Raw genomic sequence first — 17711 nt, forward strand, 5'->3', positions numbered from 1 at the left:
AGGTTTGACTCAATAACTCTTAGGAAAGTTTCCTATTTATTGACTGGGGTTGATGCTATACACATGGGGCGACCACAGACAAGGACCACCCGGCGAAGATCCGAGCCGGGCGCAAGGGGAGGCACGATGGGCGCGTCGATCGTCAGGAGTCCCGTACTGGCCGGGCTCGCCGACACCGTGCTGCAGCCGGGGTTCAAGGGCACGACCCTGCCGGACTGGGTGCGCAAACGACTCTCGACGGGGCTCGGCGGCATCGCCCTGTACTCGCGCAACCTCGTGACAAGTAGTCAAATACGTGACCTAACCGCCGCAATTCGGGCAGAGAATCCGGAAGTGGTCATCGCCCTCGACGAGGAAGGCGGCGACGTCACGCGGCTGGAGGCCTTCACCGGCAGCTCCCGCCCCGGCAACCTCGCCCTCGGCGCCGCCGGCGACCCCGCTCTCACCTGCGCCGTCGCCCAGGGCATCGGCCACGACCTCGCCGCCGCCGGCATCAGCCTCAACTACGCGCCCGTCGTCGACATCGACGCCGAGGACAACCCCGTCGTCGGCACCCGCGCCTTCGGCTCCGACCCCGAGCTCGTCGCCCGCCACACCACCGCCTGGGTGACCGGCCTCCAGTCAGCGGGCGTCGCCGCCTGCGCCAAGCACTTCCCCGGCCACGGCGCCACCTCCGTCGACTCCCACGACGCCCTGCCCGTCGTCCGCCTCTCCCGCGAGGAGCTCGCCGCCACCGCCCTGCTCCCCTACCGCGCCGCCATCGCCGCCGGGGTGCGCGCCGTCATGACCGGCCACCTGCTCGTCCCCGCGTACGACGAGTCCGAGCCCGCCACCACCAGCCGCCGCCTCATGGTCCAGCTGCTGCGCGAGGAGCTCGGCTTCGACGGGCTCATCGTGACCGACGGCATCGAGATGCCGGCCGTCTCCGCCCCGTACGGCCTCGGCGGCGCCACCGTCCGCGCCCTCGCGGCCGGGGCCGACGCCATCTGCGTCGGCGGCGAGAACGCCACGCCCGGCGTCGTCGGGCTGCTGCGCAACGCCATCATGGCCGCCGTCGCCGACGGCACCCTGCCCGAGGAGCGCCTGGCCGAGGCCGCCGCCCGCGTCCGCGCCCTCACCCACTGGACCGCCACGCACCTCCCGATGCGCCCGCACGCCCAAGCGGTCCACCTCACCCCGCCCCCGCTCACGAGCCCCCAGACGTCCCTCACAGCGCCCAGCGCGCCGGAGTCCACCGTCCAGCCCCCCGCAGCGCCCGCCGGCCCGGGAGCGCCGGTCGAGCCCGCCGACGCCCCTACGGCCGCCGGCGCCTCGCCTACGCAGTCGCCGGTCACGCCGCACCTCCCCGCCGCGCTCCCGCTGGCCGTGGGCTACCCCGAGTCCGCCCCGCGCAACGCGGCCCTGCTCGCCGCCCGCCGCGCGCTGCGGGTGACCGTGCACGAGCGCCCCACCGGCGACGGCCCGCCCCACGTGGTCGAGCTCGACTCCCCCGTCAACCTCGCCGTGGACCGCGCCACCCCGTGGGGCCTGGTCACCCCGCTGACCCGGCTCTTCCCCGGCACGACGAGCGCCCGCCTGGCCGACCCGGAGCCCGAAGACCTGGCCAAGGCCGTGGACGCGGCCGAGGACCGCCTCCTGGTGGTCGTCATCCGCACCGCCTACCGCCACACCTGGGTGACCGCGACGGTGGACGCCATCCTCGCCCGCCGCCCGGGCAGCGTCGTCGTCGAGCTGGGCACCCCGGGCCATGAACGCCCCGGCGCCGTCCACATCGCCACCCACGGCGCGACGAACCCGTGCAGCGAGGCGGCGGCCACCGCCATCGCGCACCTGATCAGGACGTGAACAGCTCCTCGCGGGCCTGATCGAGGGCCGCCAGGACGGCGCCGCGCAACACCTGGTTGCCCTCGACCGTGCTGGTGGCCACCTGGGGCCGCACCGGGCAGATCCTGGCGACCGCCTCCTCCACCCGGGACGTGAGCGTGCGCCCGCCCGCGTGGCCGACCTCGCCGCCGAGGACGACGAGCCCCGGGTCGAGGATCACGCACACGGCCGCCACGCCCAGCGCGAGCCGGTGGGCGATCTCGTCGAGCAGCGGCTCGCCCTCGGTGCCCGCCGCGATGGCGACCTCGACGCACTCGCCGGCGTTGGCGGCCTCGAAGCCGTGGCTGCGCGCGAGCTCGGTCACCGCCTCGGCGCTGACGAGCGACTGCAGGCCGCCGGCCAGCGACGGGAGCCTGCCCGGCGAGGTGCGGATGTCCTCGGGCAGCGGCACGCCGGGCACGGGCAGGTAGCCGATCTCGCCCGCGCTGCCCGAGCGGCCCCGGTGGAGCTTGCCGCCGAGCATGACCGCCATGCCGAGCCCCCGGCTGGACCACAGCAGCACGAAGTCGTCGAGCCCCTTGGCCGCGCCGTCGGAACGCTCGGCGATGGCGGCGAGGTTGACGTCGTTCTCGATCGTCACCTCGCGCTTGAGGTCGCCCGCGAGCGCCTCGTGGATGCCCTCGTGCCAGCCGGGCAGGTCGAAGGAGAACCGCACGTCGCCGCTGCGCGGGTCGACCACGCCCGGGGTGCCGATGACCACGCCGCGCAGCTTGGCGACGCTCACCTTGGCGCTGCGGCACGCCTTCATCACGGCCTCGTGCACGGCGGCGACCGGGTCGTCGTGCCCGTTGGGGTCGACGGCGGCCTGCGCGACCGTGCGGCCGTTGATGTCGGCGATGGCCGCGGAGATCAGCTCGGGGCCGATCTCCAGCCCGGCCACGTACGCGCTGGAGGGGATCACGGAGTAGAGGGCCGCGTTGGGGCCGCGCCCGCCGCCCTGGCTGCCGACCACCTCGACCAGCCCGCGCTCCTCCAGCCGGGCGAGCGTCTGCGAGGCGGTCACCTTGGACAGCCCGGTCAGCTCGCCGATCTGGCCACGGGTCATCGGACCGGTGGCCAGCAAGAGCTCAAGCGCGGCCCGATCGTTGATCTCCCGAAGAAGTCTGGGCACACCAGGCCGTCGCTCCACGCTTAATCCCACCGTCACATAGAAAAGGGTTGCTGGAAGTTTAGCGCTCTCACCACTCCTCTCCAGTGGTCAGGAGCGGTCTTGGATCTCATTCCCCGCTCCCGCGCTCCCCTATGCCACTAGGCATGTCCGGCTCGCCCGGATACGTCCGACTGCCGGTTTTCGGCGACCTTGCGGCGAACCAGTGTTGACCAGGAGGGATAATCGAGAACATGCGCCTTTCCGCTCGTGTCGACTACGCCCTCCGCGCCGCCGCCGAACTCGCCGCTGCCGGTGCCGGCCCGACCACAGTGGGCGAGCTCGCCAAGGAGCAGGACATGCCGCCCAAGTACCTGGAGAACATCCTGCTGCAGATGCGCCGCGCCGGTCTCGTCCGTGGTCAGCGCGGCCCCGAGGGCGGCTACGTCCTGGCCCGGCCCGCCGCCGAGATCTCCCTGGCCGACGTCATCAGGGCCGTCGACGGCCCGCTCGCCAACGTCCGCGGCGAACGCCCGGAGCACGTCGGCTACCGGGGGCCCGCCGAATCCCTCCAGCAGGTGTGGATCGCCCTGCGCGCCACCGAGCGGGCCATCCTGGAGGAGGTCACGCTGGAGCAGGTCGCCACCGGCGCGCTGCCCGACCGCGTCCGCCAGCTCGCCTCCGACCCCGCCGCCTGGGACTGACTCGCCCGGCGGCGCCCCGTCAGCGGCCCAGCCTGGCCGCCGCCCAGAACAGCGCCAGCGCGGCCAGCTCGACGACGGCGGCCACGACCGGCAGCACGCCGCTGCCGTACGTCTCCAGGACCAGGCCGCCGAGCGCGCCACCGGCCGACACGCCGACGTAGACCGCGCTGCTGTTCAGCGCCAGCGCCTGCGGGCCCGCCGTGCCCGCCAGGGCGAGCAGGCGCGTCTGCGCGGGCGGCGGGATCCACCACGACACGCCCGCCCACACCAGCAGCACCGGCAGCAGCCACAGCAGCGCCACCGGCCGCAGGAACCAGCTCCCCACGAACACCGCCATCACCGCCGTGAACCCGCCGATCCCGGCCAGCAGCGCCCGGTCCGGCCCCCACCGGTCTGCGGCCCGCCCGCCGAGCATCCCCCCGGCCAGCCCCGCCACCCCCGCCAGCGCGAACACCCACCCCAGCTCCCTGGGCCCCGCCCCGGCCAGATCCCGCAGGAACGGCGCGAGGTAGGTCAGCAGCATCATGCTGCCGGTCACGATCGCCACCATCCCCAGCAACCCGAGCAGCACCCGCGGCCGCCCCAACGGCCGCACCCGCCCCCACACCCCTCCCCCGGAATCCCGCACACCCGCAGGCGCATCCGCACCCCCAGACCCAGAATCCCGCACGCCCGCAGACGCGAGGGCGGCCGACCCGGACGGAGAGTCGGAGGCGGACGCGCCCCCCGAGGCGGGAGCCGATGCAGAGGCGGACGCGGACCGGGAGGCTGCGGGGTCCCGGACAGTCCCGTAGCCCACGGCGGTCGCGTCGCCCGGGACGGACCCGGTGGCCGTACCGGTCGGGGTTTTGGGCTCGGGTTCGGTGGTCGGGTGGGTTTCTGCCGGTACGAGGTCGCGTACGTCGGGGAGGGTGCGGTGGACGGCGACGAGGGCGGCCAGCCCGAGCAGCCCGCCGAGGACGAACGTGGCCTGCCACCCGAACGCCCCGCCCACCCAGGTGCCGATGGGCACGCCGAGCACGAGGGACCCGGTGAGCCCGCCCATGACCAGCGCCAGGTAGCGCCCCTGGTGGCCTTCGGGCGCGAGGGAGGCGGCGATGGCGTACGCGGCGGGCACGACGGCGGCGGCGGCCACGGCGGCGAGCACGCGCAGCCCCATGAGCACGGGATAGCTGCTGACCAGCGCGGACGCCCAGTTGGCGGCGACGAACAGCAGCAGCGCCCCGGTGATGAGCCGCCGCCGCGGCCAAGAGGCGGTGACCACGGAGGCGACCGGCGCGGTGAGCGCGAAGGCGAGCGAGAACGCGGTGACGAGCTGCCCGCCCGCCGCTTCGCTGACGCCGAGCCCGCCGGAGATGGCGGGCAGCACGCCGGCGATCACGTAGTCGTCGGTGGCGAACGCGAACGCGGTGAACGTCAGCGCGAGCAGCCACCCGGGCACACGGAACACGAGGAGACCCCCTCAATAAAGGTAACAGTCGTTACCCAAGATAAGGTAACAGTCGTCACCCCATCGCCGTCAAAGGGGATTCGCCGATGGCCAGGACCGCCGACCCGGCCCGCCGCGCCGAGCTGCTCGACCAGATCGTGGACTACCTGGCGGGCCACGGCCTGTCCACGCTGTCCATGCGCCCGCTGGCCGAGCACCTGGGCAAGACCACGCGGGTGCTCACCCACCACTTCGCCGACAAGGAGGCCCTGCTGTCGGCCACGATGGAACGCCTGGACGAGCGCCACCGCGCCTGGCTGCGCGCCCAGCCCGGCCGGACCGGGGCCGACAGCGTGGGCACGATCATCCGCGCCACCTGGGACTGGCAGCTGCGCGAGGAGAACCTGCCGATCGCCCGCCTGGTCCACGAGATCGAGGGCCTGGCGGCGGGCGGCCGGCTGGCGGGGCAGGTGCCGAGGCTGCTGGCGGACCGGTCGGAGTTCGTGGCGGGCCTGCTGCGCGAGCGCGGCGTGCCGGAGCCCGACGCCGTGCGCATCTCGACGCTGGCCAACGCCGCCTACGCGGGACTGCAGGCCGACCTGCTCACGACGGGCGAGCGGGAGCGCGTGGAGCAGGCGCTCGACCAGCTCGTCACCCTGGTGGACGGGTGGGTCGCCGAAGCCGCCCAAGATCATCCCAAGGACTAGACTGGGGGCATGCCGGAAGGAGATGCCGTCTACCGTACGGCCGCGCGGCTGCGGGGAGCGCTCGACGGGCAGGTGCTGACCCGCTCCGACTTCCGGGTGCCCCGCCACGCCACCGCCGACCTGACGGGCCGGACGGTCCTGGAGACCGTCTCGCGCGGCAAACACCTGCTGACCCGGGTGGAGGGCGGCCTGACGGTCCACACCCACCTGCGGATGGACGGAAGCTGGCAGATCACGCCCGCGGGCCGGCGGGTCGCGGGCGGCGACCAGGTGCGGCTGGTGCTGGCCAACAGCCGGTGGCAGGCCGTGGGCGTGCGGCTGGGGATGGTCGACCTGCTGAAGACGGCGGAGGAGAGCCGGGTGGTCGGCCATCTGGGGCCCGACCTGCTGGGCGACGACTGGGATCCGGCCGAGGCCGTGCGGCGGCTGCGCCGCACCCCGGACGCGACCATCGGCGAGGCGCTGCTGGACCAGCGCAACCTCGCGGGCATCGGCACCATCTATCGGGCCGAGACGCTCTTCCTGCGCGGGATCTGGCCGTGGCGCCGGGTCGGGGACGTCGAGGATCTGGAGGGGGTCGTCACGCTCGCGCGGCGGCTGCTCGACGCGAACAAACTCCATGCGGGCACGGTGACCACAGGTGACCGCCGTCCGGCGAACCAGACCTGGGTCTACGGCAGGGCGGGCAGGCCCTGTCGTCGATGCGGCACCCGCATCAGCCGCGGGGAGATGGGGGCGCAGTCACAGGAGCGGCTGATCCTGTGGTGCGGCGGCTGCCAGCCGGGCTAGGCCGCCACCATGTCCTTGACTTCGGGGAAGACGGAATCGGAGATCGACCCGGGGACCGAATCGGCAAGGGGGATGCGCTCGTGCTCGGGGGCTTCGGCGAGCACAGGGGCAGCCTGGAGCTCCGCCAGCGCGAACTGGTCGGAAACCTCACGCAGCACCTGCGACAACGGCACTCCCAGTGCCCCGCAGATGGACGCGAGCAGCTCGGAGGATGCCTCTTTCTGGCCACGCTCGACCTCGGACAGATAGCCGAGCGAGACACGCGCCAGCGTGGAAACCTCGCGAAGTGTGCGTCCCTGCCGCACGCGCAGCCGCCTCAGCACATCACCGAGCAGCTGACGCAGCAGAATCATCTGTCGCTCCCTCCCCGGCGTGGATGTCTTCACCACGCCCCGCGCGATCGGATCGTGCCGCCCATTGTTCTTCTTCGCTTCGTACATACTCCTCGCCGTCATCATCGGGCGTCTCCGCCCCTGGGCCGCCGCTCGTGGCTCATCACTCACAGCTCCACCGTACCCGTATCAACCGACACCGCGTCAGACCGTGCCTCGCATGTTCGCTCGGGACGTAACACGGTAATCATCCGGAATGTTCCCCTTTATTGGCCCTCAGCACACTTGCCAGAAGATCGATGGCCTCGTCCACCGTCCCCTCTCTGATACGCGCCCGCTCCCCCGAAAGGCTCAACCGGCGCCCCCACACCTGACCATCGGGACCGCTGACCGCGACGTGGACCGTGCCGACCGGCTGCCCGTCCTGCGGCTCGGGCCCGGCCACCCCGGTCACCGCCAGCCCGTAGCGGGCCCCGCACACCCGGGCCGCCCCGGCCGCCATCGCCGCCGCCACGTCCGGATGCACCGCGCCCTCCCGCCGCAACAGCTCCGCCGGCACCCCCAGCAGCTCCTGCTTCAGCTCGGTCGCGTACGAGATCACCCCGCCCCTGAACACCCGCGACGCCCCCGGGACGGACGTGACCGCCGCCCCGATGAGCCCGCCGGTCAGCGACTCGGCCACCGCCAGCGTGGCCCCCTGCCGCACCAGCTCCGCCACGACCTCGGCGACGTCCGCCATGCTCTCACTCCCCGCGTGCCTGCCTGGCCACCTTGCGCAGCTTGACCGCCCTGATCACGTAATCGGCGCCGGTGCCCACGGTGACGACCAGGGCGGCCCCCATCACCGCCCAGCGCAGCGGGTCGGGCACGCCCGGCAGGATATACAGGACGATCGCGGCGATCTGCAGGACCGTCTTGACCTTGCCGCCGTAGCTGGCCGGGATCACCGCGTGCCGGATCAGCAGCAGCCTGAGCAGCGTGATGCCGAGCTCGCGGCCCAGGATCAGGATCGTCACCCACCATGGCAGCTCGCCCAGGATCGACAGGCAGACCAGCGCGGCGCCGGTCAGCGCCTTGTCCGCGATCGGATCGGCGATCTTGCCGAAGTCGGTGATGAGCCCGTAACGCCGGGCCAGCTCACCGTCGAGATGGTCGGTGAGCGAGGCCACCGCGAACACGGCCAGCGCGGCCAGCCGCCAGCCCGTGCCCGGCACGAAGAGACACACCACAAAAAAGGGGACGAGCGCCAACCGGAGGACCGTGAGGACGTTGGCGATGTTCCACGGGCTCACCACGCGGCGCTCGTCCCTGGTCATGGACCGGCCTTGATCCGCGCGATGAGATCGACGCCCTCGGCGTCGACCACGACCGCGCGGACGATCTGCCCCTTGACCAGACCGATGCCCTGAACCGTGACCGAACCGTCGACCTCGGGCCCCTGGTGGGCGGCCCGTCCCTCATAGCCGCCGTCGCCCAGGTCCTCGTCGATGAGCACGTCGACCTCGGTGCCGATGCGCTCCTCGGCCCGCTGGGAGGTGAGCTCCTCGGCCAGCTCGGTGAGCACGCGGACGCGCTCGTCGATGACCTCCTGGTCGAGCTTGCCGTCGAAGCCGGCCGCCTCGGTGCCGTCCTCGTCGGAGTAGCCGAACACGCCGATCACGTCGAGCCTGGCCTGCTCCAGGAAGGAGACCAGCTCGCCGAACTCCTCCTCCGTCTCGCCGGGGAAGCCGACGATGAAGTTGGAGCGCACACCGGCCTCGGGGGCCCGCTCGCGGATCGTCTCCAGCAGCCCGAGGAAGCGCTCGGGGTCGCCGAAGCGGCGCATCCGGCGCAGCACCGGCCCGCTGGCGTGCTGGAAGGACAGGTCGAAGTAGGCGGCGACGCCTTCGGTGCCGGCGAGCACGTCGATGAGCCCCGGCCGGAGCTCGGCCGGCTGCAGGTAGCTCGCCCGCACCCGGTCGACGCCCTCGACCGCGGCCAGGCGCGGCAGCAGCTTCTCCAGCGCCCGCAGGTCGCCGAGGTCCTTGCCGTAGGAGGTGGAGTTCTCGCTCACGAGGACGAGCTCGCGGACGCCGCGATGGGCGAGCCAGTCGGCCTCGGCCACCAGCTCGTCGGGGTCGCGGGACACGTACGCCCCCCGGAAGGCCGGGATGGCGCAGAACGTGCAGCGCCGGTCGCAGCCGGAGGCGAGCTTGAGCGAGGCCACCGGGCTCTCGTCGAGCCGCTTGCGCAGCACGCGGGGGCCGCTGGCGGGAGCCACCCCGGAGGGCAGGTCGCCGTGGCCGGGGATGGAGGATCGGGACCCGGCGCGCTCGACGGGTGAGATGGGCAACAGGGTGCGGCGGTCGCGCGGCGAGTGCGGGACGAGCCGCCTGCCTGCGATGACGTCGTCGAGGCGGCCACCGATGTCGGCGTAGTCGTCGAAGGAGATGACCGCACTGGCCTCGGGCAGCGCCTCGGCGAGCTCGTTGCCGTAGCGCTCGGCCATGCAGCCCGCGGCGACCACTTTGGCCCCCGAGTCCGCGGCGGCCAGCAGTGTGTCGATGGAGTCCTTCTTCGCCGAGTCGATGAAGCCGCACGTGTTGACGACGACGACATCGGGGTCGTCGTCGCCGAGCTGCCAACCGGCAGCCTCAAGTCGCGCGGCGAGCTCCTCGGAGTCGACCTCGTTGCGCGCGCAGCCCAGGGTGATCAGCGATGCGGTTCGGCGGGATGACATGGTGAACACTACGGTATCGGGAGTTGGCCACCACCCGATGCAGGGGCTACCTGGCTCGCGGCTTCCCAGGCCCGAACGAGCGGCGCACGACCTCCCCCCGGTCGCCGATCCGGCCCAGCTCCTTGCCGTTGACCTGCAGTGACACCGCGCCCGCGTCGGCCAGCAGCAGATTGACCTTCGAGGCGGCCCGCCAGGTGGAGCTCGCGCCCGCCTTGAGCGTGCCGGAGAAGAGCTTGCGGCCCTGCGCGTCGTGCACGTTGAGGTAGGACGAGCGCTTGGCCTTGACCTTGACCACGACCAGGTCGCCCTTGGCGATGGCCATCGCCTGGCGCGGCGGCCTGGCGGGCGCCTCGGTGAAGGGCCGGTTGGGCGGCACGCTCGGCGCCGACGTGGCGTGCTGGACCCCGGCCGAGCGGACCCGGTCGGACTCGCCGCCCATCACCCGCACCACGCCGAACACCACGACCACGGCCAGCGCCACGCCCAGCGCGGTCGTCCAGCTCGGGCCGCGCCGCTCGCCCAGCCGGACGCCGCGGTCGGCCCGGAAGACGTCAGAGGCCCGGACCGGCGGCGGCGCACCGCCGTGCTGCTGGTCGTAGAGGTGGACGACCGCCTCCGGGTCCAGGCCCACCGCCTTGGCGATCGCCTTGACGTGCCCCCGGGTGTAGAAGTCGTTCTCCGCGGGGTCGTCCCGTTCGATCGCCTGAATGATCACTTCGCGGATGCGCGTGTTCGCGCTCAGCTGCGCGACCGTCAGGCCCGCCGCCTCCCTGGCGGCCGCCAACATGGCACCCGTGCTCTGTTCCTGCATCGCAAACGCCTCCCGACCACAACGGAGCGTAGTCAGATATATTCAACCAGCTACGCTCCGGGAAACGTGCATTGGGGTCATTCGCCACGCAGGTCGGCTAGCAATCCGGGCAGATCATCCGGTTTCACCAGCACCTCGCGGGCCTTCGACCCCTCGCTCGGGCCGACCACGTTGCGGCTTTCGAGCAGGTCCATCAGCCGCCCCGCCTTGGCGAAGCCGACGCGCAGCTTGCGCTGGAGCATCGACGTGGAGCCGAACTGCGTGGTCACGATCAGCTCGGCCGCCTGGATCAGCAGGTCGAGGTCGTCGCCGATCTCCTCGTCGATCTCCCGCTTGACCGGCGCGGCGGCCACGTCGTCGCGGTATTCGACCTGCATCTGCGTCTTGCAGTGCGCGACGATCTCGGCGATCTCCTTCTCCGAGACGAACGCGTTCTGGATGCGGATCGGCTTGCTGGCCCCCATCGGCAGGAACAGCGCGTCACCCTGGCCGACCAGCTTGTCGGCGCCCGGCTGGTCGAGGATGACGCGGGAGTCGGTCAGCGACGACACCGCGAACGCCAGCCGCGACGGCACGTTGGCCTTGATGAGCCCGGTGACCACGTCGACCGAGGGCCGCTGGGTGGCGATCACCAGGTGGATGCCGGCGGCGCGGGCGAGCTGGGTGATGCGCACGATCGAGTCCTCGACGTCGCGCGGCGCCACCATCATGAGGTCGGCCAGCTCGTCCACGATCACCAGCAGGTACGGGTACGGCTGGTAGACGCGCTCGCTGCCGGGCGGCGGCTGCAGCTTGCCGGCCCGCACGGCCTCGTTGAACTCGTTGACGTGCCGGAACCCGCTGGCGGCCAGGTCGTCGTAGCGCCGGTCCATCTCGCCCACGACCCATTCGAGGGCCTCGGCGGCCTTCTTCGGGTTGGTGATGATGGGCGTGATCAGGTGGGGGATGCCCTCGTACACGCTGAGCTCGACCCGCTTGGGGTCGACGAGCACCATGCGCACCTCGTCCGGGGTGGCCCGCATCAGGATCGACGTGATGAGGCCGTTGACGCAGACGGACTTGCCCGCGCCGGTGGCGCCCGCGATGAGCAGGTGGGGCATCTTGGCCAGGTTGGCGACGATCGTGCGGCCCTCGACGTCCTTGCCGAGCCCGACGATCATCGGGTGGTGGTCGGCCTGCGCCACCTGCGAGCGCAGCACGTCGCCCAGGGCCACCAGGTCCTTGTCGGCGTTGGGGATCTCCACGCCGATCGCCGACTTGCCGGGGATCGGCGACAGGATGCGCACGTCGGCGGACTTGACGGCGTAGGCGATGTTCTTGGTGAGCGCGGTGACCTTCTCGACCTTGACCGCCGGGCCCAGCTCGATCTCGTAGCGGGTCACGGTCGGGCCGCGGGTGAAGCCGATCACCTGGGCGTCGATGGCGAACTGCTCCAGCACGCTGGTCAGCGCGTTGACGACGACGGTGTTGGCCTTGGTCTGCGGCTTTGGCGCGCTGCCCGGCTTGAGGAACTTGAGGTCGGGCAGGTGGTAGGGGCCCGCCTGCGGGGAGAGAACGAGCTGCTCGACCTTGCGCGGCGCGGGCGTCGGCTCCGGCGGCTCGGGCTGTTTCCTGGCCGGGGCCGGCGGCTCCTCGTCCTCCTCCGTGAGGCCGGGCACGATCTCCGGCGAGTGCTCGCCCCGCTTGTCCTTCTCCGCGATGACGGGCGTGTCGTACGGCTTGACGAGGTCTTCCGGGTTGGCGGCGGGCTTCTTGACGCGTTTCTTCGGCGCCGTGGCGGGGGCGCCCTCGCCGCCCTGCCGCTCGAACAGCATGTGCCGCAGCTCGGCCAGCCGCTCCGGGATGCGGTGCACCGGCGTCGCCGTGATCACCAGCACGCCGAACCCCGACAGGAGCAGCAGCAGCGGGATCGTGATCCACGACGGCAGGATGCTCATCGGCGGCGCCGACACGATGAAGCCGACCATGCCGCCCGCCTGGGACACCTTGTCCATCGTGTTGTTCGCGTCGCCCGCCGGGTACGGGGTGCCGTTGGCGACGTGGATGACGCCGAGGATGCCGACGAGCAGCGCGCTCCACCCGATCACCATGCGGCCGGTGTCGGCGTTCTGGTCGGGGTGGCGCAGGTAGCGCCAGGCCAGCAGGCCGAGCAGCAGCGGCATGGCCCACGCCAGCGACCCGAACACCGCGTGGACCACGGTGTTGACCGCCTGGGATACGCCGCTGCCGGTGTCGCGCCAGGTCATCGCGGCCAGCACGATCGCGCCCGCCAGCACGGCCAGGCCCACGCCGTCGCGCCGGTGCGCCGGGTCGAGCTCGCGGGCGTTCTTGCCGAGCGCCCGCGCGGTGCTGCCGATGCCGTTGGCCAGCAGCATCCACAGCCCGACCACGAGCTTGCCGATCATGGTGAAGACCCAGCTGATCGGGTCCTGGTGGGTCATCGAGCCCTTGCGGGCCGGCGTCGAAGCCTTGGCCCGGGACCGTCCCGCCGAACCTGCGCTCCGCTTGGCGGGGGTCGAGCGAGACGGGGCCGACCGCTTCGCCGGTCCCTTCGATGCGCTTTTCGGCGTACGGGTGGCCATGATGCCAAAGGTACGTCGGAGCCCCGGCGAAATCACCGTGACTCGCCGGTGTCCCCGCGAAACCCTTCTTCGTAACTCGCCGTTCCCGAGCCGTTCAGTCTGCCACTCTGAGAGTGACCGAACTGCCACATCGAGTGATGTTCTAGGACGCACAGTGGACGCGACGCAGGTGTCGAGCACTTCCTTCGACGGCACTCCCCATGCCCCGGCAGCCGCGCGGCGGTTCGTTCGCCAGGTGCTCGGCGAGTGGCGCCTGACCCATCTGACCGAGGACGCCGTGCTGCTGACCAGCGAGCTCGTCACGAACGCCGTGGTGCACGCCGGCACCGGCATCGAGCTCACCTGCCGGCTCGACGCCGACGCCGCGCCGGCCAAGCTGGAGATCGAGGTCGACGACCACGACCCCGGGCGGGCGATCCTGGCCGAGCGTCCGCCGTCCGAGCCGATGTCCACGCACGGCCGCGGGCTCGCGCTGGCGGGCATGCTGGCCGACGCCTGGGGCGTCACCTACACCCGCACGGCCAAGCGCGTGTGGGTGCGCATGGAGTTCGCGGGCGCGTCCGACAGCCCGGCGCCCGCTCCCCCGCCGCCGGCGGCCGGGCTCGACCGGCTGCGCGTCGCCGTGCTCGTCGCCGACGCCGCCGGCCGCGTCATCGCGTGGAACTCCGACGCCCGCACCCTGCTCGGCTGGACCGCCGAGCAGGCCGTCGGCAGGCCCCTGGCCGACCTGGTCGCCTGGCGCGGCTCAGGCCCGTACGCGCTGCCGCTGGCCGACACGCTGGCGCTGGGCCGCTGGCGGGGCGAGGCGCGGATGCGGCACCGCGACGGCCGCACGGTCCGCGTGTACGTGTCGCACCTGCGCACGGGCGGGCGCGCCGAGGACCGGCGGTCGATCTGGATGGTGACGAGCTGGGAGCACGGGTTCGTGCTGGCCGCGCCGCCCGCGCCGGTGCGCCGGGAGGCGGGCAGGCGGATCAAGGACCTGCTCGACCGCGACCGTCCGCTGGCCGAGCTGCTCGACACGATCGCGCAGATCGTGCACCTGTCGAGCGGCGGCGAGGCCACGTACGTGCTGCTGCGCGCCGAGAGCGGCAACCGGTTGGGGGTCGCGGCGGGCGTGGGCGACACGGCGGGGGTGGTGGGCGTGCCGGCGGCGGGCGTGTTCGCGCCCGACCGCACGGCCCCGGCGGTGCTGGAGGACCTGCTGGCGGTCGACGTGGAGCTGGCCCAGCAGTTGCGGGCCAGGTCACTGGCGTGCGCGCCGCTGGTGGCCGGGGGCGAGGTGATCGGGCACCTGGCGGTGACCTCGGCCGCCCCCGGCCGCTTCGACCACGACCTCACTGTCAGCCTGCGCCACATCGCCGACCAGGTGGCGGTCACCGTGCAGCGCGAGCGGCTGGCCGAGCAGGACCGGGCGCACCGGGGCCGCCTCGCCTTCCTGGCCGAGGCGGGCGAGCTGCTGGCGGGCGTGCACGACGAGGAGGTGATCGCGGCGCTGTCCGCGCAGCTCGTGGTGCCGAAGATCGCCACCTGGGCGGCGGTCTACCTGACGGACCTGGCCGGGATGACGCGGCTGGCCCACGTGTGGCACAGCGAGGAGCGGCACAACGCCGGCCTGCGCAAGTCGCTGCCGGCCATCCCCGGCACGCCGCTGGCCGAGGTGGCCTGGCCGGTCGGCCAGGAGGCGGTGCTGTCGTTCCCGCTGATGACGCAGGGCAACGCGCACGGCGCGCTGGTGATCGGGCGCCAGGAGCCGACGCTGCCGCTGGAGCTGGCCGACCTGCTGGCCGACCTGTGCCGGCTGATCGCGCTCAACCTGCACACGGCCATGCTCTACACCCGGCAGGCGACCACGTCGCGGGTGCTGCAGCGCAGCCTGCTGCCGATGCGGGTGGCGCCGATGCCGGGCCTGGAGTCGGCCATCGTCTACGAGCCCGCCGGGGAGGGCGCGGACGTCGGCGGCGACTTCTACGACCTGTTCACGGTGGCCGGCCACTGGTGCTTCGCGCTGGGCGACGTGTGCGGCAGCGGGCCGGAGGCCGCCGCGGTGACGGGGCTGGCCCGGCACGCGGTGCGGCTGCTGGCCAAGGAGAACTACACGGTGGCCGACATCCTCGACCGGCTCAACCAGCGGGTGCTGGAGGAGGGCGAGGACGGCCGCTTCCTCAGCCTGCTGTGCGGCGAGCTGACACCGCTGCCGGGCGGCGGCGCGCTGTGCACGGTCGCCTCGGCCGGGCACGTGCCGCCGCTGCTGCTGCGCGCCGACGGCCGGGTCGAGACGGTGGCGACGCCGCAGCTCCTGCTGGGGGTCGAGGACGGCGCCCGGTTCAGCGTGGAGTCGTTCGAGCTGGCGCCCGGCGAGGTGCTGCTGTGCGTCACCGACGGCGTGACCGAGCGGCGCAGCGGCCTGCGGCTGCTGGACGACGACGACGGCCTGGCGCGGCTGCTGGCGGGCTGCGCGGGGCTGAGCGCGCACGCGGTGGCCGACCGGGTGCGGCAGGCGGTCGAGTCCTTCGCCGACCACCCGTCGCGCGACGACGTGGCGCTGCTCGTGCTGCGGGCGCTGCCCGCGCGTCAGGCGGGGAAGGCGTAGGTGGTGGAGGAGGCGTGGCGCTCGCCCGGTCTGAGCACGGTCGAGGGGAAGCCCGGCTGGTTGGGCGAGTCGGGGAAGTGCTGGGTCTCCAGGCACAGCCCGGCGTGCGGGCCGAACGGGGTGGCGACGCCGTCGAGCATGCCGCCCGCGTAGAACTGCACGCCCGGCTCGGTGGTCGTGACCTCCATCGTGCGCCCGCTGACCGGCTCGACCACGGTGACGCCGCCGTCGAGGACGTAGCAGTGGTCGTACGCGCCGCCGAACCGCTCCCCCACCGCGTGGGGCGTGGTGAAGTCGAAGACGGTGCCCTTGACCGGGGCCCGCTCGCCGGTGGGGATCTTGCCGTCGTCGACCGGCAGGTAGTGGTCGGCGGCGATGCGCACCACGTGGCCGAGCACGTCGCCGCCGCCCGCGAGGTTGAAGTAGGAGTGGTTGGTCAGGTTGAGCACCGTGGGGGCGTCGGTCTCGGCCGCGTAGTCGAGGCGGAGCGCGTCGCCGTCGAGCGTGTAGGTGACCGAGGCGGTCAGCGTGCCGGGGTAGCCCTGGTCGCCGTCGGGGCTGGTCAGCGTGAGCGTGATGGACGAGCCGGTGACGTCGGCGACGGTCCAGGCCCGGCGGTCGAAGCCGTCGGCGCCGCCGTGCAGGCTGTTGGGGCCGTTGTTGACGGGCAGCGTGTGCTCGGTGCCGTCGAGGGTGAAGCGGCCGCGGGCGATGCGGTTGCCGTAGCGGCCGACGACGGCGCCGAAGTAGCGGCTGCGGGTCAGGTAGTCGTCGAGCGTCGGGAGGCCGAGCACCACGTTGACGCCCGACACCTCAAGCGTTTGCAGGATCGCGCCGTAGCTGAGCACCGCCGCGCGCAGGCGCCCCGACGACAGCTCGTGGCGCTCGACGGGCTCCCCCGACGGCAGCGTTCCGAAGATCATGAGTGGGTCTCTCCCGTTGACTCGCGGACGATCAGGCTGGTCTCCAGCACGGTGACGCCGCCGGTCGAGTCGGAGTCGACCGACTGGAGCAGCATGTCCACGGCGATCCGGCCCGCTGCGGCGGTGGGCATGGCGATCGTGGTGAGCTTGGGGCGGCTCAGCCGGCCGGGGACGATGTCGTCGACGCCGATCACGCTGATGTCGCCCGGCACGTCGATCCCGCGCTCGGCCAGGCCCTCCATGAGCCCGATCGCGACCAGGTCGTTGTAGGCGAGCACGCCGGTGGCGCCGGAGGCGATCACGTCGGTGACCGCGGCGAGGCCGCCGAGCTCGGTGGGCGGGTTGGGGCCGAGGAAGGTGACGTCGGCCTCGCTCATCGCGGCCGCCGCGGACTGCATCTCCTTGCTGGTCCACGACCCGCTCGGCCCGGTGACCAGGGCGAGCCTGCGGTGGCCGAGGCCGGTCAGGTGCTCGACGGCCAGCCGGACGCCGCGCCCGACGTCCATCAGGACCGTCGGCATGCCCTTGACCCGCCGGTTGACCACGACGAACGGCACCTCTTCGCGCAGCCGCTCGATCGTCCGGTTGGTCAGGCGGGGGCTGCACAGCAGCACGCCGTCGACCTGCTTGGTCAGAGTCTGGATGAGCTCTTCCTCGACCTGCGGGTCCTCGTCGGTGTCGGCGACGAACACGTGGTAGTCGCGGAGCCTGGCCTGCGCCTGCGCGGCCTTGATCAGCGGCGGGAAGAACGGGTTGGCGATGTCGGCCACGATGAGGCCGATGTTGTGGGTGCGCCCGGTGGTCAGCGCCCGCGCGGCCCGGTTGGGCCGGTAGCCGAGGTCCTCGGCGATGGCGAGCACCCGGGTGCGCGTCGCGGGGTTGACCAGATGGGGCGCGGAGAATGCGCGCGACACCGTGGAGACGTGCACGCCCGACGCCTCCGCCACGTCACGAATCGTCACCGCCACGCTAGGCCTCCGTGCATGCCCTGTACATTAATGCAAGCGCTTGTATCGCTGTCAATGGACTTCTAGAGCCTCTGCCAGAGCGCCAATGCCCACCATACCGGTTATACGGGCGTCGGCGCCCGTGTGAGCGGGGGCCGTGCGGCTTGACGTTCTCCCGACCCCGCCTCGATACTTTTTGCAACC

The 17711-nt window shown here is 72.6% G+C and carries 15 protein-coding genes; 5 read left to right on the forward strand and 10 right to left on the reverse strand.

The window, feature by feature from the left end; translation table 11 throughout:
- The first annotated feature begins 126 nt into the window (after positions 1-126).
- The gene (locus tag AB0G11_RS10710; protein ID WP_357585246.1) at positions 127-1845 is read left to right on the forward strand and encodes a glycoside hydrolase family 3 N-terminal domain-containing protein; all 1719 of its coding nucleotides are present in this window, start codon (positions 127-129) and stop codon (positions 1843-1845) included.
- Here the strand turns inward: AB0G11_RS10710 and AB0G11_RS10715 are convergent.
- Positions 1835-3013 (reverse strand): ROK family transcriptional regulator, encoded by a 1179-nt coding sequence (locus AB0G11_RS10715; RefSeq protein WP_219503308.1) that lies wholly within the window; start codon positions 3011-3013, stop codon positions 1835-1837. The two genes, AB0G11_RS10710 and AB0G11_RS10715, sit on opposite strands and share 11 nt — an antisense overlap.
- Before the next feature lie 212 nt (positions 3014-3225).
- Between AB0G11_RS10715 and AB0G11_RS10720 the strand changes: the two genes are divergently transcribed.
- Entirely contained in the window at positions 3226-3675 is a 450-nt protein-coding gene (locus AB0G11_RS10720; RefSeq protein ID WP_219503311.1) for an Rrf2 family transcriptional regulator, read from the forward strand.
- Between the two features lie 19 nt (positions 3676-3694).
- Here AB0G11_RS10720 and AB0G11_RS10725 read toward each other — a convergent pair whose 3' ends face one another.
- Positions 3695-5125 (reverse strand): MFS transporter, encoded by a 1431-nt coding sequence (locus AB0G11_RS10725; protein WP_357585248.1) that lies wholly within the window; start codon positions 5123-5125, stop codon positions 3695-3697.
- A gap of 86 nt (positions 5126-5211) precedes the next feature.
- On the opposite strand from AB0G11_RS10725, the gene AB0G11_RS10730 reads away from it, so the two are divergent.
- Positions 5212-5811, forward strand: a complete 600-nt coding sequence (locus AB0G11_RS10730) for a TetR/AcrR family transcriptional regulator (RefSeq protein ID WP_357585250.1) — start codon at positions 5212-5214, stop codon at positions 5809-5811.
- A gap of 9 nt (positions 5812-5820) precedes the next feature.
- A complete protein-coding gene (locus AB0G11_RS10735; protein WP_219503319.1) occupies positions 5821-6600 on the forward strand; it encodes a DNA-formamidopyrimidine glycosylase family protein in 780 nt (259 codons plus the stop codon).
- Here AB0G11_RS10735 and AB0G11_RS10740 read toward each other — a convergent pair.
- From AB0G11_RS10740 to AB0G11_RS10765, 6 genes are all read right to left on the reverse strand, one after another.
- Positions 6597-6953: a helix-turn-helix transcriptional regulator gene (locus AB0G11_RS10740; protein ID WP_219503598.1), complete on the reverse strand. Its 357-nt coding sequence runs from the start codon at positions 6951-6953 to the stop codon at positions 6597-6599. The two genes, AB0G11_RS10735 and AB0G11_RS10740, sit on opposite strands and share 4 nt — an antisense overlap.
- A 226-nt stretch (positions 6954-7179) precedes the next feature.
- Complete coding sequence (locus AB0G11_RS10745; protein WP_219503322.1) at positions 7180-7671, reverse strand: nicotinamide-nucleotide amidohydrolase family protein; 492 nt, start codon at positions 7669-7671, stop codon at positions 7180-7182.
- Between the two features lie 4 nt (positions 7672-7675).
- Entirely contained in the window at positions 7676-8248 is a 573-nt protein-coding gene (gene pgsA / locus AB0G11_RS10750) for a CDP-diacylglycerol--glycerol-3-phosphate 3-phosphatidyltransferase (protein ID WP_219503325.1), read from the reverse strand.
- The gene (gene rimO / locus AB0G11_RS10755) at positions 8245-9651 is read right to left on the reverse strand and encodes a 30S ribosomal protein S12 methylthiotransferase RimO (RefSeq protein WP_219503328.1); all 1407 of its coding nucleotides are present in this window, start codon (positions 9649-9651) and stop codon (positions 8245-8247) included. The genes pgsA and rimO overlap by 4 nt, the downstream gene beginning before the upstream one ends.
- A gap of 46 nt (positions 9652-9697) precedes the next feature.
- Positions 9698-10462, reverse strand: a complete 765-nt coding sequence (locus AB0G11_RS10760; RefSeq protein WP_219503330.1) for a helix-turn-helix domain-containing protein — start codon at positions 10460-10462, stop codon at positions 9698-9700.
- Between the two features lie 77 nt (positions 10463-10539).
- The gene (locus tag AB0G11_RS10765; protein WP_219503332.1) at positions 10540-13044 is read right to left on the reverse strand and encodes a DNA translocase FtsK; all 2505 of its coding nucleotides are present in this window, start codon (positions 13042-13044) and stop codon (positions 10540-10542) included.
- Positions 13045-13198: 154 nt separating this feature from the next.
- Between AB0G11_RS10765 and AB0G11_RS10770 the strand changes: the two genes are divergently transcribed.
- On the forward strand, positions 13199-15637 hold the full coding sequence (locus AB0G11_RS10770) for a SpoIIE family protein phosphatase (RefSeq protein ID WP_357585252.1): 2439 nt from the start codon (positions 13199-13201) through the stop codon (positions 15635-15637).
- On the opposite strand, the gene AB0G11_RS10775 is transcribed toward AB0G11_RS10770, so the two are convergent.
- Both AB0G11_RS10775 and AB0G11_RS10780 read right to left on the reverse strand, forming a co-directional pair.
- Complete coding sequence (locus tag AB0G11_RS10775) at positions 15619-16560, reverse strand: aldose epimerase family protein (protein WP_357585254.1); 942 nt, start codon at positions 16558-16560, stop codon at positions 15619-15621. The two genes, AB0G11_RS10770 and AB0G11_RS10775, sit on opposite strands and share 19 nt — an antisense overlap.
- Positions 16557-17528, reverse strand: a complete 972-nt coding sequence (locus AB0G11_RS10780; RefSeq protein WP_357585255.1) for a LacI family DNA-binding transcriptional regulator — start codon at positions 17526-17528, stop codon at positions 16557-16559. The genes AB0G11_RS10775 and AB0G11_RS10780 overlap by 4 nt, the downstream gene beginning before the upstream one ends.
- Positions 17529-17711: the final 183 nt, after the last annotated feature.

It is taken from the genome of Nonomuraea sp. NPDC023979 (genome assembly GCF_040639085.1).
GTDB classification, from domain to species: domain Bacteria; phylum Actinomycetota; class Actinomycetes; order Streptosporangiales; family Streptosporangiaceae; genus Nonomuraea; species Nonomuraea ceibae.